Origin of the sequence: Paenibacillus sp. NPDC058071, assembly GCF_042885235.1 — a bacterium.
Taxonomy (GTDB): domain Bacteria; phylum Bacillota; class Bacilli; order Paenibacillales; family Paenibacillaceae; genus Pristimantibacillus.
In genome coordinates this window covers 25,109-48,797 of record NZ_JBHVSK010000019.1, presented here as the reverse complement: position 1 = coordinate 48,797, position 23,689 = coordinate 25,109, and the positions used below count along the sequence as shown (strand labels likewise).

Annotated in this window: 23 protein-coding genes; 20 read left to right on the top strand and 3 right to left on the bottom strand. The window is 46.1% G+C overall.

The genetic code is table 11. From position 1 onward, the window contains the following. The 6 genes from ACFVTB_RS23360 to ACFVTB_RS23335 all read left to right on the top strand — a co-directional run bounded on the left by ACFVTB_RS23360 (window position 1) and on the right by ACFVTB_RS23335 (window position 5,210). On the top strand, window positions 1-1,002 hold the full coding sequence (locus tag ACFVTB_RS23360; protein WP_387754724.1) for an SMP-30/gluconolactonase/LRE family protein: 1,002 nt from the start codon (window positions 1-3) through the stop codon (window positions 1,000-1,002). Window positions 1,003-1,145: 143 nt separating this feature from the next. Next, window positions 1,146-2,099 (top strand): phosphoglycerate dehydrogenase, encoded by a 954-nt coding sequence (locus ACFVTB_RS23355; RefSeq protein WP_387754721.1) that lies wholly within the window; start codon window positions 1,146-1,148, stop codon window positions 2,097-2,099. 29 nt (window positions 2,100-2,128) lie between these two features. Further along, window positions 2,129-3,073, top strand: coding sequence for a shikimate dehydrogenase family protein (locus ACFVTB_RS23350; protein ID WP_387754718.1), 945 nt, complete (start codon window positions 2,129-2,131; stop codon window positions 3,071-3,073). Window positions 3,074-3,102: 29 nt separating this feature from the next. After that, window positions 3,103-3,702 carry a glucose-6-phosphate isomerase gene (locus tag ACFVTB_RS23345; protein WP_387754715.1) on the top strand — a complete coding sequence of 200 codons (600 nt, stop codon included), beginning with the start codon at window positions 3,103-3,105 and terminating at the stop codon, window positions 3,700-3,702. Window positions 3,703-3,719: 17 nt separating this feature from the next. After that, window positions 3,720-4,700, top strand: coding sequence for an aldo/keto reductase (locus ACFVTB_RS23340; RefSeq protein ID WP_387754712.1), 981 nt, complete (start codon window positions 3,720-3,722; stop codon window positions 4,698-4,700). Between the two features lie 210 nt (window positions 4,701-4,910). Next, complete coding sequence (locus ACFVTB_RS23335; RefSeq protein ID WP_387754709.1) at window positions 4,911-5,210, top strand: hypothetical protein; 300 nt, start codon at window positions 4,911-4,913, stop codon at window positions 5,208-5,210. Between the two features lie 342 nt (window positions 5,211-5,552). On the opposite strand, the gene ACFVTB_RS23330 is transcribed toward ACFVTB_RS23335, so the two are convergent. Both ACFVTB_RS23330 and ACFVTB_RS23325 read right to left on the bottom strand, forming a co-directional pair. Continuing rightward, window positions 5,553-6,131 carry a transcriptional regulator gene (locus tag ACFVTB_RS23330; protein ID WP_387754706.1) on the bottom strand — a complete coding sequence of 193 codons (579 nt, stop codon included), beginning with the start codon at window positions 6,129-6,131 and terminating at the stop codon, window positions 5,553-5,555. A 273-nt stretch (window positions 6,132-6,404) separates the two neighbouring features. Beyond that, window positions 6,405-7,280 (bottom strand): AraC family transcriptional regulator, encoded by an 876-nt coding sequence (locus tag ACFVTB_RS23325; RefSeq protein ID WP_387754704.1) that lies wholly within the window; start codon window positions 7,278-7,280, stop codon window positions 6,405-6,407. Window positions 7,281-7,567: 287 nt separating this feature from the next. Here ACFVTB_RS23325 and ACFVTB_RS23320 point away from each other — a divergent pair, with 287 nt between their 5' ends. From ACFVTB_RS23320 to ACFVTB_RS23250, 14 genes are all read left to right on the top strand, one after another. Next, complete coding sequence (locus ACFVTB_RS23320; protein ID WP_387754701.1) at window positions 7,568-8,482, top strand: LysR family transcriptional regulator; 915 nt, start codon at window positions 7,568-7,570, stop codon at window positions 8,480-8,482. Between the two features lie 126 nt (window positions 8,483-8,608). Continuing rightward, on the top strand, window positions 8,609-9,166 hold the full coding sequence (locus ACFVTB_RS23315) for a carboxymuconolactone decarboxylase family protein (protein ID WP_387754698.1): 558 nt from the start codon (window positions 8,609-8,611) through the stop codon (window positions 9,164-9,166). Window positions 9,167-9,178: 12 nt separating this feature from the next. Then, the gene (locus ACFVTB_RS23310) at window positions 9,179-10,348 is read left to right on the top strand and encodes an iron-containing alcohol dehydrogenase (RefSeq protein WP_387754695.1); all 1,170 of its coding nucleotides are present in this window, start codon (window positions 9,179-9,181) and stop codon (window positions 10,346-10,348) included. A gap of 84 nt (window positions 10,349-10,432) precedes the next feature. After that, window positions 10,433-11,050, top strand: coding sequence for a Crp/Fnr family transcriptional regulator (locus tag ACFVTB_RS23305; RefSeq protein ID WP_387754692.1), 618 nt, complete (start codon window positions 10,433-10,435; stop codon window positions 11,048-11,050). A 64-nt stretch (window positions 11,051-11,114) separates the two neighbouring features. Next, window positions 11,115-11,855: an SDR family oxidoreductase gene (locus ACFVTB_RS23300; RefSeq protein ID WP_387754689.1), complete on the top strand. Its 741-nt coding sequence runs from the start codon at window positions 11,115-11,117 to the stop codon at window positions 11,853-11,855. Window positions 11,856-12,118: 263 nt separating this feature from the next. After that, the gene (locus ACFVTB_RS23295; protein WP_387754686.1) at window positions 12,119-13,207 is read left to right on the top strand and encodes a Gfo/Idh/MocA family protein; all 1,089 of its coding nucleotides are present in this window, start codon (window positions 12,119-12,121) and stop codon (window positions 13,205-13,207) included. 338 nt (window positions 13,208-13,545) lie between these two features. Next, window positions 13,546-15,294, top strand: a complete 1,749-nt coding sequence (locus tag ACFVTB_RS23285) for a sensor histidine kinase (RefSeq protein ID WP_387754680.1) — start codon at window positions 13,546-13,548, stop codon at window positions 15,292-15,294. Beyond that, entirely contained in the window at window positions 15,287-16,066 is a 780-nt protein-coding gene (locus ACFVTB_RS23280) for a response regulator transcription factor (RefSeq protein ID WP_387754677.1), read from the top strand. The genes ACFVTB_RS23285 and ACFVTB_RS23280 overlap by 8 nt, the downstream gene beginning before the upstream one ends. 158 nt (window positions 16,067-16,224) lie before the next feature. After that, window positions 16,225-17,871, top strand: a complete 1,647-nt coding sequence (locus ACFVTB_RS23275) for an extracellular solute-binding protein (RefSeq protein WP_387754674.1) — start codon at window positions 16,225-16,227, stop codon at window positions 17,869-17,871. A 28-nt stretch (window positions 17,872-17,899) separates the two neighbouring features. Further along, window positions 17,900-18,790 (top strand): ABC transporter permease, encoded by an 891-nt coding sequence (locus ACFVTB_RS23270; RefSeq protein ID WP_387754672.1) that lies wholly within the window; start codon window positions 17,900-17,902, stop codon window positions 18,788-18,790. 15 nt (window positions 18,791-18,805) lie between these two features. Beyond that, window positions 18,806-19,693: a carbohydrate ABC transporter permease gene (locus ACFVTB_RS23265; protein ID WP_387754669.1), complete on the top strand. Its 888-nt coding sequence runs from the start codon at window positions 18,806-18,808 to the stop codon at window positions 19,691-19,693. 24 nt (window positions 19,694-19,717) lie between these two features. After that, complete coding sequence (locus ACFVTB_RS23260; RefSeq protein WP_387754666.1) at window positions 19,718-20,440, top strand: SDR family NAD(P)-dependent oxidoreductase; 723 nt, start codon at window positions 19,718-19,720, stop codon at window positions 20,438-20,440. 49 nt (window positions 20,441-20,489) lie between these two features. Then, window positions 20,490-21,125 (top strand): ThuA domain-containing protein, encoded by a 636-nt coding sequence (locus tag ACFVTB_RS23255; RefSeq protein WP_387754663.1) that lies wholly within the window; start codon window positions 20,490-20,492, stop codon window positions 21,123-21,125. A 9-nt stretch (window positions 21,126-21,134) separates the two neighbouring features. Then, window positions 21,135-22,352 carry an MFS transporter gene (locus tag ACFVTB_RS23250; protein ID WP_387754660.1) on the top strand — a complete coding sequence of 406 codons (1,218 nt, stop codon included), beginning with the start codon at window positions 21,135-21,137 and terminating at the stop codon, window positions 22,350-22,352. A 67-nt stretch (window positions 22,353-22,419) separates the two neighbouring features. On the opposite strand, the gene ACFVTB_RS23245 is transcribed toward ACFVTB_RS23250, so the two are convergent. Beyond that, complete coding sequence (locus tag ACFVTB_RS23245) at window positions 22,420-23,607, bottom strand: NADH-dependent flavin oxidoreductase (protein WP_387754658.1); 1,188 nt, start codon at window positions 23,605-23,607, stop codon at window positions 22,420-22,422. Window positions 23,608-23,689: the final 82 nt, after the last annotated feature.

Here is a 23,689-nt window from a genome sequence, read left to right as displayed (position 1 = left end):
ATGTTAACGCCTCGTTTGTTTGCCAAGCTGCCTGAAGATATTGCTGTCACGCCAGACGCGATGGCTATCGACTCGAAAGGACGTCTCATCTTGTCCTGTCCGAACTACGCCGATCCGTCGAAGCAAGGTACGCTGCTCCGCTTCGATATCGACCGCGTGCCGCAAAAATGGGCGGACGTTCCGCTTCACCCCGAGACCGGCAAGTCCCATCCGATGGGCATTGCTTTCGGTCCGGACGGCGATCTGTACATTTGTGATAACCAAGGCTGGTCCGGCGCGCCGGAACTGAAGTTCAAAGGCCGCATTTTGCGTCTGCGCATTTCCGAAGAAGGTGAAGTCGTGAAAACGACGGTCGTCGCTTCCGGCATGGAGCATCCGAACGGCATCCGCATTCGCGACGGCTATATGTACGCAACGCAAAGCACGTTGGAAAACGTAAAAGACCCAAGCGGTTTGCTCGTTAGCTGCGTGTACAAATTCGCGCTTGATGATGAAAACATCGAAGTGACGAATACATTGGAAGACGCTAACATTTGGACGACTTTCCTGACGTATAATCTTGAATGTCAGTACGGCGCCGACGGCATCGTGTTCGATAAAGAAGGCAATCTGTACGTCGGTAACTTTGGCGATGGAGCTGTCTACAAAATCGTACAGGACGAGAACGGCAACGTTGTCAGCAACGAGGTATGGGCGCAGGATCCTGAGCAATTGCAAAGCACGGACGGCATGATTTTCGACGAAAAAGGCAACTTGTATATCGCCGATTTCTCGGCAAACGCAATCGGCATGGTGACGCCGGATCGTAAAGTGATCCGTCTTGCGCAAAGCCCGGATAGCGATGGCTTGAACGGCGAGCTCGATCAACCGGGCGAGCCGATCGTATGGAACGGCATACTGGTCGCTTCCTGCTTCGATCTTGTAACCGGTCCTGACAAAGTGAATACGAAGCATGAGCTGCCTGCGACGCTGTCATTCCTCGATTTGTCGGAGCTCGCATAAGGAAAGGAATCATCGGCACGGAACGGGATGACGGCGTTCATCGCGTTCTCCGCTTCGTGCCGCGATGCGTTCCGATTAGGCCTTCATATATATTAATATGTCATAACAAATTGACATTATTACAGGAAGGATAGGCGACACCTATGGAGAAAGTGCTGATTACCCCGAAATCCTACCATCATTATAAAGAAGAGGCTTACCGGATGCTTCGCGAGAAGGGCTACGAGCCAATCGAGAATACGACGGGCCGGACGCTGACGGAAGAAGAAATCGTCGAGCTTGCAGGTGAAGGCGTCGTTGGCGTCATTGTCGGCGTTGATCCAATGCCGGCCGGCGTGCTGGAGCGTCTGCGCGATGTGCGGGCGGTTTCCAAGTACGGCATGGGCGTCGACAACATTGACGTTGGACGCGCTGCGGAGCTCGGCATTCAAGTGCAAGCAGCGAAAGGGACGAACAACGTATCCGTTGCGGAACTGGCCATCGGTTTAATTTTCACCATCTCGCGGCATATTCCGGAAATGGCTCTTGAGGTGAAAAACGGCGGATGGGGCCGCGTACTGGGCCGCGAAGTGACGGGCAAGAAGATCGGCATCGTCGGCGGCGGACAAATCGGCATGGAGGTTGCCCGGCGGGCGCTCGGTCTGATGATGGAGGTTGCGGTATACGATCCGTTTCTATCTGACGACGCCTTTGCCAATCGCCAAGGCTTGCGGCTGGAGCGGAATTTGGATGCGCTGCTGGCGGAATCCGATTATATCTCGCTGCATCTTCCGGCGACGAAAGATACGAATCATCTAATTAACGCTCGTACGCTGTCGCTGATGAAATCGACCGCTTACTTGATTAATACGTCGAGAGGCGAGCTTGTCGACGAGGAGGCGTTGTACGACGCGCTTTCGAACGGCCGATTGGCCGGCGCGGCTTCCGATGTATTTTCCAGCGAGCCTCCGCTTCCAGGAAGCAAGCTGACCGAACTATCTAATTTCATACTGACGCCGCATACAGGCGCTTTTACACACGAAGCCATAGAGAAAATGGTCTTGCGTTCGACCGAAAACTTAATTGAAATGCTCGAGACAAACGGAAAGAACGAATAAAAAGACCCTATTAAAGGAGAGAACCGATCATGATACTGCCTGAAAAAGCAACCGAGCCAACGATGTATTTCATTGGCGTGACGACCGGCAAGTCGTCCATTATGAAGCTGTTCCCCGAATGGGCTAAAGTGCTCGGCCTGGACGGCGCCGTTATTAAAGGCATCGACATCGCTATTCACGCTGACCCTGCGGAATACCGCCGCGTTGTCGAGTTTATCCGCGACGACGAGCTGTCGATGGGCGCGCTCGTAACGACGCATAAAATCGACCTGTACGACGCTGCCAAAGACTTGTTCGACGAGCTTGATCCTTACGCGACGATGTTCGGCGAATTGTCCTCGATCTCGAAGCTCGACGGCAAACTGATCGGCCATGCGAAAGATCCGATTACGAGCGGGCTGGCGATGGAAGCGTTTGTTCCAGAAGGCTACTGGGAGAAAAACGGCGGCGAACTGTTCGTCATGGGCGCTGGCGGCAGCGCGATCGCGATCTGCTCGACGCTGCTCGAGGAGAAGCACGGCAAGGACATTCCGTCCCGCATCGTCGTGACGAACCGCAGCGAGCCGCGTCTGAAGGAAATCGAGCGCATCGTGCGCACGCTTCGTCCAGATGTTCCGGCCGATTTCTATCTGACGCCTGACGCAACTGATAACGATGCAGCTATGCTTGGCGTTAAGCCAAACTCGCTGATCGTGAACGCGACCGGTCTTGGCAAAGACCGTCCAGGCTCGCCATTGACGGATGACTCGAAATTCCCGCAAGGCAGCCTTGTCTGGGAGCTGAATTACCGTGGCGAGCTCGACTTCATGAAGCAAGCGAACGCTGTCGCAACTGAGCGCGATTTGACGGTGGAAGACGGTTGGATTTACTTCCTGCACGGCTGGACGCAAGTGATCGCCGAAGTGTTCCATCTGGACATGACGCAGGAAAGATTTGACCGCATCGAGAAGCTGTCGGCAGCGACCCGGAGCTAGCACCAGGAATCGAGAGGAGAATGCGCATAATGAGCCAAAACGATAAACAAACCGCAGGAAACGGAACATTGCCGTTTACCGAATTTTTTGATCTGAAGACAGGTCTGTCTACGACTAGTGAATCAACGAAGCGTCATCTGTCCCGCATGAAGGGCATGTATGCGGATGATGCAGCGTTCGAGCAAGCAGTCGCTGCAGGCGACCCGCTTGTCTACGAATTTTACGAGCTGACGCTGCCTGAGCATCCGGGCGAGCTGCTGTTCGGCACAAGCATTTTGTATCCGGGCAAGGTCGGAGAAGAGTATCACATGACGAAGGGCCATTTTCATACCATTCTGGACACCGGCGAAGTGTACTACTGCTTGTCGGGAGAAGGTTTTATGCTGATGGAAAATCCGGAAGGCGACGTTCGCATCGAGAAGTTCAGCCCCGGTAACGCCGTTTACGTACCGCCGCGCTACGCGCATCGCAGCATTAACAGCGGCAACGTGCCGCTTGTCACCTTCTTCGTATACCGGGCCGACGCAGGCCACGATTATGGTACAATTGAGACGAAGGGCTACCGTAAGCTGATTGTAGAACGCGACGGCAAGCCTGAAGTGATTGATAATACTCGCTGGAAAGCTTAGGAGGTACGGGCATCATTATGGAATACACTTATTTGGGACGTACAGGGCTGCGCGTCAGCCGACTTTGCCTCGGCACGATGAACTTCGGCGTCGATACGGACGAGAAGGAATCGTTCCGCATTATGGATGAGGCGCTTGACGCTGGCATTACCTTTTTTGATACAGCAAACATTTACGGTTGGGGTGAAAACTCCGGCACTACTGAGACGATTATCGGCAAATGGTTCGCACAAGGTGGCCAGCGCCGCGAGCGCGTCGTACTGGCGACGAAAGTATACGAGCCGATTTGCAATCCGGTAGACGGTCCGAATGATGTGAAGGGTCTGTCGCTGTACAAAATTAGACGCCATCTGGAAGGCTCGCTGCGCCGTCTGCAAACCGATCATGTCGAGCTTTATAAAATGCACCACATCGACCGCCGCACCCCTTGGGAAGAGCTGTGGGAAGCGTTCGAGAACATCGTTCGCACAGGCAAAGCCGACTACATCGGCTCCAGCAACTTTGCGGGCTGGCAGCTGGTGAAGGCGCAGGCTGCCGCGAAAGAGCGCAAGTTCATGGGCATTACGGTCGAGCAGCACAAATACGGTTTGCTGAACCGTATTCCAGAGCTGGAAGTGCTGCCGGCAGCACGAGATCTCGGCATCGGCGTCGTTGCATGGAGCCCGCTGGAAGGCGGTCTGCTCGGCGGACGCGCGCTGAAAGGCAATGGCAGCGGCCGTACAGAGCGGCAGCAAGCGCTGATCGAGAAGCACCGCAGCCAGCTTGAGCGTTTCTCCGCGCTGTGCGAGAAGCTCGGCGAGAAGGAAGCGAACGTTGCGCTCGCATGGGTACTTGCGAATCCGGTACTGACCGCGCCGATCATCGGCCCGCGCACGATCGAGCAGCTGCGCGATTCGCTGCGCGCCGTAGAAATCTCTTTGGACGCCTCCGTTATGGCGGAGCTGGATGAGATCTTCCCGGGTCCTGGCGGCGAAGCGCCGGAAGCTTACTCGTGGTAATTGAAAGTTAATACGTGAACGGAAGAAACCCCGCGCTATTCGTTGAATGGCGCGGGGTATTTTTGTGCAGATATTTGCGAAAAAAATATATTCAAAACGAGGCAGCAGCTTGTACATCAGTTGTTTTTCGGGAGCAAATAATTGTACAATGAAATCCAAGATGTTGCATGTAAAAGCCTCATATCATTTATTATGAAGGAGACAACACCCATGAACTTAAGAATGGAACAACTGGAACGCAGGTTGGTCGCGCAACATCATAAAGATTTGTTCTTGCAAACGACACATACTTTGGCTGCGATTAATGACCTTGCTGATGAACATCGTCGTTTTCAGTCCATGCAAGCGATTAGCGGCGTGAAAATTATAGGTTCAGAAGAGGCAGTTTTTTATGATACATTGACACAAATCAAGGAAACCATCATCGCAACCCTCGAAAAAACGATTGATGATCTTGAGCATAAGGGTGACAAACACTACAAGAGTAACTTCAAAGAAGGCGTGGAATAACCGTAACTCCTCTAGGCTCCATAACAAGAAGAAGCACTGCAATCCATTGGTTGTGATGGCATGCTTTTTCTTGTTATGGGAACAGGGGAGAGAACCAAGAACCCCTCAAGCTTCTGATTCGGACATTTGTGACCGTTAGCATCGATTATCTGTAATTTTGGCATTCCTGTGGTCATTAGTGTCCATTAGAGAGGAAAATGTCAGTGAAAACCGTGAAATATTCCTTCTAATGGTCATTGATGTCCATAAATACAGCGGATGTACCTTATTTGTGTTCTAACGGTCAGCGGTGTCCGTAAACATGAGTGTCCATAAATACATTGAATGTGCCTTATTTGTGTTCTAACGGTTATGATTGACCACATGGTAGGTCCGATAACGCTGTTGTCCATTCTGGACAATTAATACATTCATTACTACAAGCTTGTCTAATATACGTCTTGTCTGTCTATTGGATCGATTCAGATGCAAGGAAAGTTCTTCTGAGCGAAAAGGTCGAATGATTCCGCGCGCAAACCGCAAAGCCTCTGCTTCAATCCAACTAAGCGAATGATTTGTTGACATAGACACAAACTTACCGACAAAAGACAAAGCCATCTGCTTGATAACCTCCGGTTCTTCCTCGATCGATAAGTAAGCAACAGGCAGGAATAACCAATCTGCCAATGCTAGGTATGCTTGTTTCTTGCACAAGTCCCTGAATCGCCATGCTTCGATATCTCTGGCGTGAGATTGGTAACCGTGGATTTCGATACAACCTTTGGCTTCGCCGGGCATATAGGCAAGATCCAGATAACGATATCGATTGCCATAATCCCGAACTTCCCATTCCGCATACAAATGATTAAAGTTACCTACGGCAGGATACCATATCGTTCTCAAAAACTCTTTCGTGCCGTGTCCAATTTCCTTATGGAGCATTTCACGTCTTCTCGGATTTTTTTTCTACAGCAAGTTGATCATGAATCCATTGATTCATCTTCGTCTCAAAAGTGCTCATTGGTACACCTTCCCTCGGTTTGGAAAATAAAAATGCCGCCTTGATTCGGAATCCCAAGAGATTCCTTATAATCAAAGCGGCATGTGCTTCACGCCAATACATAATGTTACACTAGTATATTTCATGAGTTCAGAACTGGCAATAATTTTCTAGCCGTTTCAAATTGGACCTGCGCGAACGTAAAATAAAAATGATTATTCGAGCTTAGCGCCAACTTTTTTTACAGGCATCCAAATTTCGCTATATACATTTTCGTAATTTCCCGTGTGGTTTGTAAAAGAGATGGCAGGCATATCCGCTATTTCATAACCAGAAGAAGGCAGCCATTGCGAATAAATTTGAGCTGTCGTTGCTTGAAGTGTAACCGGAAACGGTCCTTGATTGGGGAAAATCGCCCATAAGCTTTCTTCAATCGAAAGTTGCTCTAAATCATCGTATTCATTTTCCTTAGTAGTTGCAAAACCAATCATATGAGTCAGATATCCTTTTTCCTCCAAGAAACCATCATCAAAATCATAAGATACATTCAAGACTTGATGAGGATGTAAGTTAGCTATTTGATGCATTTTATTTCTTTGTTGTTCGGTAATGGACTGGGCTAGCTCTACGATAGAATGATTTTCACCTTCGAATTGAATGGGCACTCGTCTCGATACTCCAATAATATTGAATTTCGACTTCTCTTCAATTTTAAATTCCATTGATATTCCTCCTCTTATATCTATAAAAAATGAAAATTTGGGAAATGACTTTTGAATTTTGTTTTTAATGACTTCTGAAGGTAAAAAACCGCTCCATTCCCGAAAGGATCTCGAAAATCCCTCTAGGGATTGATAACCATATTTATAAGCAATATCCGTTACTTTTGCTCCGTTAATTAATTCAACATTTGCAACGGATAATCTCCTGTTTTTGATGTACTCGTTTAACGACATTCTAGCCATATACGAGAACATTCTTTTAAAATGATAATCAGATAGACCAACAATTTTGGAGATATCTTTTCCTGAAATTTCTTCCGTCAGATTTTCTTCAATGTAGTCCATTAATTGGTTGAATTGTTGTAACATTCATTTCCCTCCTTTACAACTAGTTTATCGATAAAGCTTATTATTTACTCGATATATAGTATACGGAATTTATCGGATTTCCTGACAAACAGAGCAAGATGGCATAACGAATCATAATGATATATTCGGCCATATCGGCCTCGGGGTTGCCTATAGAAGCGTTCATCCAATCAATGAACAAAGCGTTGCTTCCTCGAATCATGATGTTATATTGATTAATCAGCAGGCCTAATGATTTAATATGATCAAGCAAACGACAACAAACATTCATGAGGAGGGAGACAAAATTGACACTGACCCAATTGAAATATGTGATAGAAGTGGCGAACAAGGGGTCAATTACTGATGCAGCTAAAAGCTTGTTTATTTCGCAGCCTAGCCTTTCTGCAGCCATAAAGGAATTGGAGGAAGAACTAAGAATAAATATTTTTGTAAGAACGAACAGAGGGATCATCGTTACCAATGCGGGTGCAGAGTTTCTAGGACATGCTCGGCAAATCATTCAACAAACCGAACTGGTAGAAGAGAAGTATCTGGTCTCTACTCCCTCTAAACAGCGTTTCGCAGTTTCAACGCAGCATTACACCTTTACAGTTAATGCATTCGTAGATCTGATTAAGGAATACGGTGCTGATGAATATGATTTTACTTTACGCGAAACGAAAACCTTCGAAATTATTGAAGATGTAAAAAACCTGAAAAGCGAATTGGGCGTTATTTATTTAAGCACATTTAATGAGCCCATTATTCGCAAGTTTTTAAAAGAAAGCAATCTTGTTTTTTCGGAGCTTTTTTCCGTACGCCCTCATATCTTTATTAGCAAGCAAAATCCCTTGGCTCTCAAAAGTTCCGTTTCTTTAAAGGATTTGGAGGAATTCCCTTGCCTGAGCTTTGAACAAGGAGAGCAAAACTCCTTCTATTTTTCTGAAGAAATATTGAGCACTCTCGAGCATAAAAAAAGTATAAAAGTAACGGATCGCGCTGCGGTCAACAATCTGCTCATTGGGGTGAATGCGTATATCATAGCTACAGGGGTATTCCCTTCACTTCTGCATGGAGATGATATTACAGCTGTGCCGCTGGAAGTCGATGAAATCATTCAAGTAGGAACTATTACTCATAAAGATTATATCCCTTCCAGATTAGGAGAAATCTATTTGTCTGCGTTACGCCGTATTGCCAACAATTTAAGCCATTTTTAAATTCGGTTCATTAACGTTGATATAGTCTAAACCTATGTCTAACCATAGTTTTTTCGTGTTTTTATATAGCTGAATGTCAGGCTATGATGGAGCAAGAACGTCTCTAACAGGAAAGAGGAACTTTCTATGACCAGAGTAGAATCAGTAAAATATGAAAACATCACAGGTGAGGGCAAAGAGGCTTATGAGCAGCATGAGAAGAACAATAGCCTGACAAACATGAAGAAAGTATTGCTTCAGGACTACGCTACCTATGAAGCATACATGGGTTGGTATACGTCATGGACCCGACTTGGTGAAATTGTAGGAAAAAGAGCTGCAACAATCTACGCTCATTCTATCTCCACTACCAACAATTGCATGCTGTGTTCTTTATTTTTCGTCCGCGATCTGAGGACACTCGGCATCGATCCGGCTAACCTTGTGTTTGACGAGAAGGAACAGCTTCTGTCTGAGCTAGGGCAACAGATTGTCAAAGATCCAACAAATGTATCCGAACAGTTATTTGCCAAGTTAAAGAAGCATCATACAGATAACGAAATTGTAGCCATTATCGGATTCGCCGGGCAAATGATTGCGACCAACAATTTCAATTCAATTTTGAAAATTGATATCGATCAAAGCCTGCTACCGCTTCAAGGCGACTTTAAACCGGCTGTATGGAGAACTAAAACTAGCGAATAAGGCGGTGATACAATGAAGGGCTTTACTTATTATAATCCCGCTAAAATAATTTTCGGTCGAGGATCGGAACAGCATCTGGAAGAGTTATTGCGGCAGCAAGGTACAACCTCATTATTGCTGGTCTACAGCGGAGATTTCGTTAAAACACTCGGCATATTTGACACTGTAAAAAACATTTGTGCAAATTTAGGGATTACATTCTATGAGAATGGTCAAGTTGTACCTAATCCAAAAATTGAACTTGTCTATTCCCTCGTTGAACAGAGCAAACAAAATAAAATAGATTTTGTGCTGGCTGCAGGCGGAGGAAGTGCCATTGACACGGCAAAAGCTGTAGCAATAGGAGTCCCCTATGAGGATGACGTATGGGATTTTTTCACCAAAGGAATTGAACTAACGGAGGCTCTGCCCATTGGCGTCATTACAACGCTGCCAGCAAGTGGCTCTGAAACCTCCAATTGTACGATTATTTCAAATGGGTTATACAAATTAGGATTTGAGCACGATTTAATTATTCCGCAGTTTGCCATTATGAATCCGGAATTTACGCTAGGTTTACCTGCTTATCAAACCTCTTGCGGGATTGCAGATATATTATCGCATCTGTTGGAGCGGTATTTTTCTGATGTCGAGCATACAGATGTCACTGATTTTATGCTTGAAGGGGCAATGAAAGCACTGCTGATCAACGGCGAACGATTAATAGACAATCCCGCCAATTATAATGCTAGAGCAGAAATTCAGTGGCTAGCTTCCGTTGCCCATAACAATATACTGGATACCGGAAGAATATCGGATTGGGGTTCGCACAGAATTGAGCATGAGCTTAGCGCTCAGTATGGTGTTACTCACGGGGAGGGCATGGCTGTTGTGTTGGTTGCATGGACAAAGTACGCGGCTAACCAGAAGCCCCGAAAATTGGCACAGCTAGCCAATCGGTTATATGGTATCGACTACCATAGTTTTTCTGAAAAACAGATGGCTTTAAAGCTTTCTGAGGAATTGAGACGGTTTTTCAAAATGCTGAATTTGAAGACGACCCTTACGGAGCTTGGAATTGGAACCGATCATTTTGAAGAGATGGCGAATCGCGCCACGAAAAATGACACACAGAGAGTCGGGCATTACATGGAGCTTGATCGGGCAAAAATTTTAGAAATTCTCAGCATGGCGCTGGCCTGAATCCTTGAAAGGTTCTTACTTCTAGTCCAGTCTCGGTGGTGATTTTATTCGGGAATGACGTTCTCAGAGGAGGGACGCCGACAGATGGATAAGTTGAGTGGCACCCATACGTCAGATGATTCCAAAGCATTGAACGCCATGCGTGTGCATATCAATCCAATGGTATCGATTCCTACGGAGGAGTGGGAGTACTTCGCAGCAAGAACGTCACGCCGAAACTTGCGGCAGCACGACCATTTTGTTCGCGCTGGAGAGGAGAACAGCGAGATTGCTTTTTGTACCCACGGTTTGTTCCGCTTGTATTACACAATGGCTGATGGCGCCGAGTACAATAAAAACTTTTGCACGAGCGGTGACTTTATCACCATGTACAGCTCCTTGTTACAGCAGGTTCCTTCCTATTTTTCAATCCAGGCAATGGCCGACAGCGAATTGATTATATTCAATTATGAGGATTTCAAACAGTTGTACAATCGTCATGCTTGCTGGGAAAGATTAGGGCGAGTCATTGCCGAGAGGCTATACCTTCAAAAAGAAACCCGTGAAAGGGAATTGCTGCTGTATTCTGCAGAGGAGCGGTACCGGCTGTTTTTGCAGCGCTTTGATTCGTTGTCCGAGCAGATTCCTTTATATCATGTTGCCTCTTATCTGGGCATAACCCCTGTCGCTCTGAGCCGAATTCGAAAAAAATGGCGCAACTAAACCTAGTATAAGGAAAACTCCCCCTTCAAGTTCTACACTGGACTTATGAAAAGGGGGATTTATTATGAATACATCAGGGCATACCGTATTGATTACCGGAGGGGCTTCCGGGATCGGCTTAGCTTTGACCGAGCAATTCATCAGGAATGGGAATAAGGTGATCGTCGCAGGCCGTAACGAAAGCAAGCTGTCCGAGTTGAAAGCGCGCTACCCGGATGTCCAGGTCATTTTATGCGATATCAGCCGGGACAGCGACAGGAGCAGGCTTGTGAAATGGCTCAACGATGAGCATTCCGATCTAAGTGTACTGGTCAACAATGCGGGAATTCAATACAACTACGCTTTCACGGGTGAGAATATCCAGGAGGCGGAGAGAAAAATTAAGGAAGAAACAGATATCAACTTGATCACGCCGATCATGCTGATCGCCCAACTGCTGCCGCTGCTTTCCCGTCATCCGCAGGCTGCTATCGTCAATATTTCATCTGCATTAGGCATCGTGCCCAAGAAGTCTGCCCCGGTATATTGCGCGACGAAAGCCGGTCTACACTTGTTTACGAAAGCGCTCCGGTATCAATTGGAATCGACTCCTATCCAGGTGTTTGAGGTGATTCCGCCGCTCGTGGACACGGATATGACGAAAGGACGGGGGAGAGGAAAGATTTCCGCCGAACAATTGGCTGCAGAATTTTGGCGTGCCTATCGCTGCGACCGACTGGAGATCTCAATAGGCAAGGTCAAGATGCTGCATTGGCTCAATCGGTTTACTCCTAGGGTTGCCGAAGCTATCTTGAAAAACAGCTAGTCTAATGTGACAAGGAAAAAGCGTACTTTTCCAGTCTTGATCCACCCATCACTGGCTTCTTGAGGCCGTGAAGCTGACTAGTGTGGGATTAGGAGCTATGCTCCACCATAAAATAACCAACGCTTGGCATTCCAAGCGTTTTTTGTTTTTCTGGAGAGCAGTGTCGTAATTTCACACATTCAAGACATCAATTCATAGTAAACTTTCTAGCCGCTCTGTGCTATTGTCAGTTCATAAACATTCATTGAAAGAAGGACTGAATAATGAGCAAAAAATTGCGTATTGGAATCATTGGAACAGGGGGCATAGCTAATGCCCACGTTGCCGCGTATAAAAAGCTGCCATATGTAGAGATCGTAGGCGTCGCCGACGTCATTCCAGATAAAGCCGCCGCTTTCGCGCAGGCGCAGGGCTTGACGGAAGCGGCTTCATTTGACAGCCATACCGATCTGCTCCGTATGGAGCTTGATGGCGTCAGTATCTGTACGCCAAACATTTCCCACCATCGGACAACGGTCGATTCCTTGCGCATGGGCAAAAACGTGCTGCTTGAGAAGCCGATGTCCATCACTTTGCAAGAAGGAATCGAAATGACGCAGGCAGCGAAGGAAAGCGGGAAAATGCTGACACTGGGCTTCCAGCCGCGCTACGATCCGAATATGAAGCTTCTACAAACGATCGTGCAATCTGGACGTCTCGGCAACGTATACTACGTGGAGACAGGCGGCGGACGCCGTCGCGGCATGCCAGGGGGCACATTCATCAGCAAAAAACTCGCAGGTGCCGGAGCTATGGCCGATATTGGCTGTTACTCGCTGGATATGGCGCTGAACACGCTTGGATATCCTCGTCCGGTGTCCGTATCGGCGTTCACGACCAACCATTTCGGGACCAATCCTTTGTACCATTCGGAAGCGAGCAAGTTTGAAGTCGAAGATTTCGGCGTAGCTATGGTTCGTTTCGAAAATGATCTCGTGCTGCAGTTCAAAATATCTTGGGCCATGCATATGGACACGCTCGGTGCGACGATGTTTCTCGGCACGGATGCAGGCCTGAAAGTAACGCCAGCGGGAACTGGCCCCTGGTCGGGCGTATGGGATGGATCAGTTGGTTCCATCACGTTGTATCATGATGAATTCGGCACCCAAACCTCAACGCCGATTCCGATCATTGAGCATCAATTGAATCTGTTTGATCGGAAAGTACATGATTTCGCCGAAGCGGTTAGAGATGGCAGAGAGGCTCCAATTCCAGGCGATCAAATTCTCATTCAGCAAGCGATCATCGACGGGGTGCTGCGTTCGGCGGAAGCCCGCCGCGAAGTATCGGTCGAATTGCCTGATTTCCGTTAAGCTAGGACGAATCAGAAACTAAAAATTGGTCAAAACGCCGTTTTACACACATAGATAAAAAGCACTAATCAATAAGCTGGCCCCGATAGTCTATCGGAGCCAGCTTATTTAGCTTCAACGGGATACGCTCGTGATTATAGTAGTGAATAATCCAAGCAAGACAAGTTTGCCGTCGCATTCTGGGTGGGGAAATGTTAAAATACGTATCACTGCGTTGCTGCTTGGCATCGGCATCAGCTGTATTTTCATCAATATTCAGTATCCAAGCTATTGTCGCCGGTAGTTGTTTGGTAGGGCTTGGTTATACCTTAATGTCAACTATCGCTAAGGAGTGAGCTATGAAACTACGATTAGGAATTTTCAGAAGGCTAAAAGCGTTGCTATTCACTTCTTCGCTAAAATCAAGGTTATATTTGCTAATGATCATTTGCACAACGATTCCGATTATATTAATTGGCAGCTTATCTTTTTATTCCATCTCTTCTATTTTGGATAACAAAATCGATAAAGGCTTATCGAATCACCTCGAGCAGGTTAGAGGGAATTTAATCATGATGCTGAACAATTTGGAGTATTCCTCACAGCAATTCACGATTAATGGCCTAATTGGGAGCGAGCTTGCCGAGTGGCTTGAGGTAGAGGATTTGCATGATAATTTAACTTTGGCGAGCAGCATTCAGAAAAAGATTAATCTATATAATTTCACTAACCCCACAGTCGGACTTACGATGTATTATGACCGAGAAAATGGAAGCGTTATCATGTCGAATCAGCTTGTGAAGGAATTCAATCCGAATGACTTGTCCGTGCTAACGAGCATTGCAGGCGCCAGTTATTATGGTCCGCATTATTCCAATTACAAGTATGATCAATCGAATATGGTTGTCTCTATGATTAGAAAGTTTGATTTGGGCGCGCAATCGCCAGAAACATCAAATGTCGCCATTTATGTGGAAACGAATTTCAAAGTATTCGAAAGAATATTGAATTCGGCCCAATATGGAATGGATGCTTTTCATGTACTTGTCGATAAACAAGGCGATGTTGTATTTTCTCAAAACCCTGAGCTGCTTCCGCTAGGTACGCCTTATCATAGCGACATGCTTGCAAAGTATGTAGCCTTTGAAGATACCGACCAGCAAAATCTAAGACTCGTCGTATTCGTGGATCGTGCCGATTATAACAGCGAATTTGTCAAATGGGTGTGGTCTTTTCTCATTGTTATCGTACTTTCTCTCACGGTGAGTATTCTGTTTGCTATTATTATTCGCAATTATGTATATCGTCCTATTATTAACATTAAAAACGGGATGAGTTTAGTATCGGTAAACAATTTCAATAAGAGATTACAGCATAGCGGCCTAATCGAATTCGATTACTTGATCGATCAGTTTAATAATATGAGCATTAAAATTCAAGAACTGATTACGCAGCTTGAGTTAGAAGAAAAGATGAAAAGGGAGACTGAGGTTGCCAAGCTAATGGCGCAAATTAATCCGCATTTTCTGTACAATACGCTCAACACGGTTCAATGGCTAGCCAGAATGAATGGGCAAAAGGAAATTGATCATTTTATTGCAAGCTTTACGAATGTGCTTAGCTACAATCTGGGCAAGGATGGCATCATGGTCACTATTCGTCAAGAGCTGGGAGCGTTAAAGGACTATATCACCCTTCAGCAGGTTCGGTACGACCATCAGTATGATATTCGTCTTCATGTGGATGATACGATGCTGGATGTCTCTGTTCCACGGTTTCTCATGCAGCCTTTAGTCGAAAATTCTTTGTATCATGGACTTGGGGATGTAGGAGGGACGATAGAGGTCATTATAGAGCAAGCCCATCCGGGCAGCTTGAACATTATTGTACGGGATAATGGAGCGGGCATTGATCAGGAAAAAATCAATCAATTGCTTACAGGCGGAATGAATCAATCCGGTTTTGGAATTGGTCTTAATTATGTTTATAAAACGGTGAAAAGCCATTATGGCGCAGCAGGAGAGCTCATTATTACAAGCAAGAAGGGCGAAGGTACGTCCATTCAGGTGACATTGCCGATGAACAGGGAGGGTGAACAGCATGATTAAAGCTTGCGTCGTCGATGATGAGAAGCTCGTTCGCAAAGGAATTATTACGGTTATGCCATGGGATAAGTTTTCGATTGAGGTGGTAGCCGAGGCCTCTAATGGCGTTCGGGCGCTGGAGGTGATGTCAGAGCAGCCAATTGATCTGCTTTTTACAGACTTGAATATGCCGGAGATGGATGGCATGCAGTTGATTCGCGCGGTAAAGGAACAGCATCCTAACGTGCAAATTGTTATCCTTACCTGTCATCCCGAATTTGAATACGTGCAGGAAGCGCTTAGACTGGGGGCGATTGATTATATATTGAAAACACAGCTCGAAAATGACTTGATGGAGGATATGCTTCAGCAGATTGTAACTCGCTATTATGAGCGACTTTCGGCCGTATCGCAGCCTAAGCTTGTCGATTCGAATATGGTGAAGAAGGGCAAATATCCAGATGAAATTGTAAAGGCCATCGTAAATGCCGTTTCTCACATGCAGGAGCAAACGGAGATGAGCTTTACGCAAGAGCAGATCGCGAAAGTAGCCAATATGAGCAGAGGCTATTTCAGTCAATGCTTTAAAGATATTATGGGTATGAATTTTCATAAGTTTGTGAAAGATATGCGGTTGGCGAGGTCAAAACAATTGCTGTTAACGACGAATCGTCCGATCTATGATATTGCAGAGCAAACGGGATTTAAGGATGAGAAATACTTTAGCCGCCTATTTTTGTTAGAGGTAGGGGTGCTGCCCTCTGATTTTCGTAATCAACAATCGAGAAACCGATGAAAAATGTTGCCGAAACGGTGAATTTTGTCCGCTTCGGCATTTGTTTGCTTACAGGAATAATACGCTTCTCGGTCAGAAATCTAAGTCGGTTTTCGGGCTCAAGACGCTATACTTAACGAGAATCAATCAAACTTACACACTCGGAAGGGGACAAAGTCATGATGATCGGAAGAAAAATGAAAGCACTTTTATTGACAACTTTGTGTATGTCCTTAGCTGCTTGTTCAAGCGGGGGAAGCGGGAAAGAAAACAATACGGAAACTGAGAAGCCTCCCGTTGTGGCGGCGGATCCATTTGGCCGCTTCGATGAAACGGTATCCGTTAGTCTAGGAAAGGCGATGTCGGTAGATGTTGATTTGCCTTCTGGCGAAACGCAAGAGAACAATGAGTATGTTCGTTTCATAGAAAATGAGCTTAACGTGAAATTCAATTATGACTGGCAGACAGCCGATGGCGATCCTTACAAACAGAAGATGGATCTCGTCATCGTAAGCGGCACGACACCAGACGTGATGCTCGTTGATGAAGCACAATTGAAACTGCTCGTTGATGCGGATCTCATTTTAGATTTGACGGACCTCTATGAGGCTAATATTTCGCCAGAGCTTCGAGCCGTATTCGAATCTACGAAGGATTTGAGCTTAGCATCTGCAACATTTGACGGCAAGCTAATGGCTATTCCTAACTCCTCTCCTGGCGCGGATGCCATGAATGCCTTGTACATTCGTAAAGACTGGCTTGATGCCGTGAATCTTCCTGTGCCAAAAACATTGGAAGATATCGAAGCAGCAGCCAAAGCCTTTATCGATAACAAGCTAGGCGGCGGCAATAATCAAACGATTGGCTTAATTGGCCAACAGGATATTGTCAATGTGGGCAACAGCATTTTCGGCTTCGATACCATCTTCAGTTACTTTGACGCTTATCCAGAGCTATGGGTGAAGAAAGATGACGGCAGCGTAGAATACGGCTCCATCCAGCCGGAAACAAAGGTTGCTCTTGAGAAGCTTCGCGATATGTACGCAGACGGTATTATTCATAGAGAGTTTGTAGCTGAAACCGGCTCAAGCGGTCGTGAAAAGGTTATCGCAGGCCGTGCAGGCATGTTCTTCGGTCCATTCTGGATGCCGCAATGGATTATGATCGATAATCTGAAGCTTGATCCAAAGGCAGAGTGGGTAACTGTTGCAGCTCCATTGGATAAAGAAGGAAAGTTCAAAACGCATACGATGTCACCGACAAACAGCTACCTCGCGGTTAGCAAAAAAATGAAAAACCCTGAAGCGGTCATCCGTATTTTGAACCACGAATACATTATTGACCAAACGCGCGGCAATGAATTTTACATCGATAAAGAAGTGAGATACAACCGTGTTAATTTACCGTTTGGCCATATGATGGCGCCGTTCGATGAGAAGGAAATTGCGGTTGCTAAGGTTGATGAGGTGCTCGCTGGCACTAGAGATTATAACGAATTACTGGCTCATGAGAAGATTCAATATGACCGCATCGTTTATAACAAAGAAAATCCGAAAAAAGATTTGCTGGCATGGGCCGGTACGCTGACTGTTGCGACAACAAGAGAGATGATTCAAGACAACGTGGTGAAGGTATCAGGAGCCTTTTACGGAAAAACGCCTACGATGAATCGGAAGTGGGTTAACCTGAAAAAGCTTGAAGACGAAACTTTTATTCAAATCATTATGGGCGATAAACCAATTGACGCCTTTGATCAATTCGTAGCCGATTGGAAAAAACAAGGCGGGGATGAGATCACAAGCGAAGTGAATAATGCAGTCAAGTAATTAGTACAGAGCGGATTGGAGTGGCGATATGAGAACATCACGTCATGTATGGGGCTATTACTTAATGCTCACTCCACCGATATTGCTAGTGCTGATCTATGAAATATTCCCTTTGTTCGGTCTAATCATTGCGTTTCAGGATTTTGTACCGGGCAAGGGAATGTTTGGCTCTGCTTTTATCGGATGGGATAACTTTATTTATATGTTTCAACTGAAGGAAAGCTCTCAGATCTTTTACAATACGATTTTTATTGCAATCAGCAAAATTGTGTTGAATCTGGTTGTTCCGTTAATCTTTGCGCTCATGCTCAATGAGGTTATGCAAGTTAGATTAAAGCGCTGGATTCAGACCATTGTTTATTTGCCTCACTTTATGTCGTGGGTCATACTAGCTGGCGTTTTGACTAACTTATTGGCTTCGGATGGGATTTTCAACAATGTGATTGCAGCGCTTGGTTTTGATCCTATCTTCTTCCTAGGCAGCAATACATGGTTTCCAGTCGTTATTATCGGCAGCGATGTATGGAAGGAGTTCGGGTTTAATGCCGTTATTTTCTTGGCAGCGCTCACCGCTATCAATCCGAGCCTGTATGAGGCAGCGAAAATTGATGGAGCATCCAAATTTCAGCAGTTACGCTATGTAACGATACCTGGAATTGCACCAACGATTGTCCTGCTTGCCTGTCTTGGCGTAGGTAAAATTATGAATGCAGGCTTTGAGCAAATTTTCAATCTCTATAACCCAGCTGTATATGCGTCCGGGGATATTATCGACACCTATGTATACCGAATTGGTCTCACCCAGCATCAGTATGGTTTGGCCACTGCCGTAGGCACCTTGAAGTCCGTAATCGGTTTCATCTTAGTCGTGCTTTCTTGGAAGCTGGCGGACAAATGGGCCAATTATCGTATCTTTTGATGAGGGGGAGTATCCATGTTTAGCAAACAACAAACCATTGGCGAGAAAGTGAACTATGTACTTCTTCTCATCATATTACTGTTAATTACACTGGCTTGCTTGGCCCCTATTTGGCATATGGTAGCGGTATCGTTGAGTGACAATTCGGCTGTATCAGCAGGCCAAGTCAGCTTTATTCCAGTCGGATTTACATTAACGCCCTATGAATATATTTTAAATGACCAGCGCTTTTTCCAAGCTTTCGGCGTTTCGCTTCAACGGGTACTTCTTGGAGGCGCAATCAACTTTATCATGACCGTACTGGCTGCCTACCCTTTATCGAAGGAAACATCAGAGTTTCCTGCCCGTAACAAGCTGATGTGGATCTTTATCTTTACGATGATGTTTAACGGAGGCTTGATTCCGTGGTACATGACCATCAAAATGACTGGGGTAATGGACAGCATTTGGGCGCTAGTATTGCCAGGAGCAGTTCCAGTGTTCAACGTAGTATTGCTTATGAATTTCTTTCGCGCCATTCCAAAGGAAGTCGGAGAAGCGGCTAAAATGGATGGAGCGGGCGTATTTACAACGATGTGGAAAGTGTTTATTCCAATGTCTTTGCCAGCGATTGCAACGGTTACGTTGTTTAGCATTGTTCACCATTGGAATGCGTTCTTTGACGGCATGATTCTCATTAATAATCCAGCAGGGCAGCCGCTGCAAACCTATATTCGATCACTAGTTGTATTGCCGGCATTAGCGGATATGACATCTGGAAACTTAGAAGATATTTTGAAGCTGTCAGAGAAAACCTTTAATGCAGCAAAAATAGTTGTAACGATGCTTCCGATCATAGTCGTGTATCCATTCCTGCAAAGGTACTTCGTAACGGGTATTACATTAGGCTCTGTGAAGGAATAGCAAATAAATGAGGTGAATGATAACATGACCAAAACAGCATTAGTAACTGGAGCAGACAGAGGCCTCGGCTTCTCATTCACAAAAATATTGCTTGAAAAGCAATACAAAGTATTCGCAGGGCAATTTATCGAGGATTGGGATTTCCTTAGCGAGCTTAAGAAGCAATATCCAGATACGCTGGAAATTATTCCGCTAGATATTGGCGATGATCAGAGCGTTAAGAATGCAGCGCGTCGCATCGCTTCCAAAACAGAGCATTTGGATATGGTGATCAATAACGCGGGAATTGGCTCAGGGAATGATCATTCCAATATGCTAGTTGACTTGGATTTCGAACTGATGAAGAAGCTCTATAATGTCAATACGCTCGGCTCCCTTCGTGTAACCAACAGCGTGATGGGATTGCTGCTGCAAAGCGAAGATAAGCTTGTCATTAACATTTCTTCTGAAGCAGGAAGCGTTGCCCGCAACCATCGGATTAGCGGCTATGGCTACTGCATGTCCAAATCGGCGCTTAATATGCAATCTGCTATCGTGCATCAGCACTTAAGAAAATTAGGCGGTCAAGTCATGGTATTCTATCCAGGCTGGCTGCAAACCTATATGAGCGGTACATTAAGCACGGTTGCTCCGACATCTCCAGATGAATCAGCTGAGAAAATTATTGGTTTAATCGACAATCATCAGCAATATTTAAGCGATGACCCCATCTTCCTTGACATGGACGGTCAAGTTTGGCCATGGTAATAGGATAGGATAGTACAAATACGATAGAGATATTGGAGGGAATATGGAAATGAGTAAATTCAAAGCACTAGCATTAGGCAACTATACGGGAGTAAAATACCATCCGTTCGAAAAGGTAGATCGCGAGATTGAAGGCAGTCTGGAAGAGGTTGCCGAAGTAACGAGCACAGGCGACTACAGCGTTCTGAATAAGGAAACACTCAAAGATTATGACTTGTTTATTTCCTACACAGAATTCGCTGACCAGCCTCTGGCACAGGAGCCGGTAGCCGCATTGCTAGATTATGTAGCAAACGGCGGCGGTTTGCTCGTTATTCACAACGGCATTTCATTGCAAAAAAATAGAGAATTAATGTCCATGATCGGTGCGAAGTTTACAGGGCATCCGGAGTTTACGACACTGCCGGTGCAAAATTCATTGCCTGATCATCCGATTATGAAAGGCATCGAGCCTTACGAAATCGATGATGAACCGTATCGCTTTGATATGATCCCTTATTATGATACGACGATCCTGGCTCATTATGAGCATGAGGGGAAGCTGTGGCCTGCAGCTTGGGCTCATGAGTATGGTTTGGGAAGAGTCGTCTATCTTGCGAATGGCCATCAGCTGTCGTGCTTCTCGGTTAAGCCATTCCGCCAACTGATCAAGCAGGCTGGCCTATGGGCAGCTAAGGTTTGGTAGGCGATTAACTTGTCACTAGAAGCTACGAAGCAGCAGGCAAAAACGATATTCCCGATACTCGGCCTTGTCAGCATAGCTCATTTACTTAATGATTCCTTGCAAGCCGTCGTTACCGCCTCTTATCCCGTTCTGCAAGGGGCGCTGGGACTATCGTTTACACAGCTAGGATTTATTACATTTGTTTTATATTTCTCTTCATCTGTCATTCAGCCTTTTGTGGGCGCCATTGCGGATGCAAGGCCTACACCGCTTATCTTGCCAATCGGAATGCTTATGGCGGCGCTTGGCATGTTCGGTATGGGAATTGCCCCCGGATATTGGTCCGTGCTAGGAGCTGTATTGCTTGTCGGCGTCGCCTCCGCCATGTTTCACCCGGAAGGAGCTAGAATTGCCTACATGGCAGCCGGCTCGAGACGCGGGCTGGCACAATCTATTTTTCAGGTGGGCGGAAATATGGGAAGTGCGCTTGCACCGATTATGACCGCCTATATTTTCTACCCCTTTGGACAAAAGGGTGCGTATTGGTTCATCGTCCTAGCCGGCGCTGGCTTTGTTATTCAAGCCTTTGTTGCACGATGGTATAGCAGCCAGTTGAAACTAATGCCTCCATTAGAGAAGAAGAAAGCAAAGAAAACGGTCGACGCAGCGAATAGCAAGGCTGTCAAAAAATCGATCTTTTACGTTATCATACTTGTTTTTGCTCGTTCTTGGTTTAGTGCAAGTCTGGGTACTTATTTTGTATTCTTCCTGATGGATAAGTTCGGTTTATCCATACCTAATGCTCAAATGTACATCTTTACGTATATGGCAGCAGGTATTATCGGGACCTTCCTTGGCGGTCCATTATCTGACAAATACGGTCGCAGAAATGTCATTCTGCTCTCCTTGCTAGGAGCCGTTCCATTTGCAATAGCGTTGCCGTTTGCTGGACTTACTGCAGCTTATCCGCTGTTGTTCTTGCTTGGTCTTATTAACCACAGCAGCTTCTCGGTAACAGTCGTGTATGTTCAGGAGATGGTGCCAGGTAAAGTCGGCATGGTGTCAGGACTCATTACGGGTCTGGCGTTTGGCATGGGTGCGCTTGGTTCTATGGTGCTCGGAATCATTATCGACTTAACGAGCATTCAAGCCGTTATTATTGCGTGCTCCTACATGCCGCTGTTGGGGGTAATTGGCTTCTTGCTTCCTCCAGATAAGCTCAATAAGAGAAAGTCAGCAGCTGTATAAGCAATGAAATAAACCATAAGAAAGCCAGTCCAATCGTTTAGGCGAGAGGACTGGCTTTTCGGTTTCCTTACATCTTCTTCTCAAAGCCTTCCATCGGTGCGAGCGAATTTCGGTAGTTATCCTCATTGAGTTCATCCGTGGTAAAGTGCATAACCTTCCTAAATGACCCTTCGAGGTAAGCTTGCATCGCCAGCGGAATGCGCAATTCATCCATCTCTGATGCCGAAAGGCGGTAGCGAATGCTGCCCAGATCGCCTGTTTCCACTTTCTGCACCCATTTCGGCTCACGGATCAGTTCCCGCCCGATTGCTACCAAAGCCGCGCCTCCATGAATAACGGCTTCCGCATCTTCCGGCCGTTCGACTGAGCCTATTCCTACAAGCGGCTTCTTGTTTGATATAACCTGAACAAACTTGTCAAGAACCGGCTCTTGATCGGAAGGATGATGAAGAGGTGTCCGTTTATAGCTGGCCAATGAAAGATGAAGGTAATCTATCGAAGTATCCCCCAGCTTATCAGCAAAAGCCAAAGAATCTTCTAACCGAATGCCCGGTGTGTCGATCTCCTCTGGAGAAAGACGGTAGCCAAGCAAAAACGGCTTCTCTGCATGTGCAGCGATGACAGACGCAACCTCATGAATAACCGCTAATGGGAACCGCATCCGTTTCTCGAAGCTGCCGCCCCATTCATCCGACCGTCGATTGGAATGCGGAGAAACAAACTGCTGCAGGAGGTAGGTGTTAGCCCCATGCAGTTCCACGCCGTCAAATCCAGCTTGGATTGCCCGTAATGTGGCCTTGCCAAAATCTTGAATGATACTTTCGATTTCCTCATGGCTCAACTCACGCGGCGTTGCCGAATCCGCTGGATGTGTAGCTGCGATAGGACTTGCGCTTACCGGTTGAACGCCTCTGAGAATCTTTGAATTGGATTTGCGTCCGGCATGGAATATTTGGATAATGGCTTTTGTACCGTCTTTATGAATAGCGTCGGCAATTCTCGAGAGTCCCTTGATATCGGCATCCTTAGCAATGGACAACTCGCCTTCAAAGCCTTTTCCGTTCTCGGCAACATACGCAACGCCAGTAATGATCATGCCTGGGCCGCCCGCTCTTTCCGCGTAATAATCGACCTCGTCGCCCGTTATCGAACCGTCGAAGAAGCTGGACATGGTTGTCATCGGCGCCATGACGACTCTATTCTTTAGTGTAATCCCTTTGGCGAAGGTGTAGGGCTGTAGGAAATTCCAGTTCATCTTGTATCTCTCCCCTTCATTTAGAGTTCGTATTTTATTGTAGAAAGGACTATACTTTCTGTATAGTACGCACTTTAAAGAT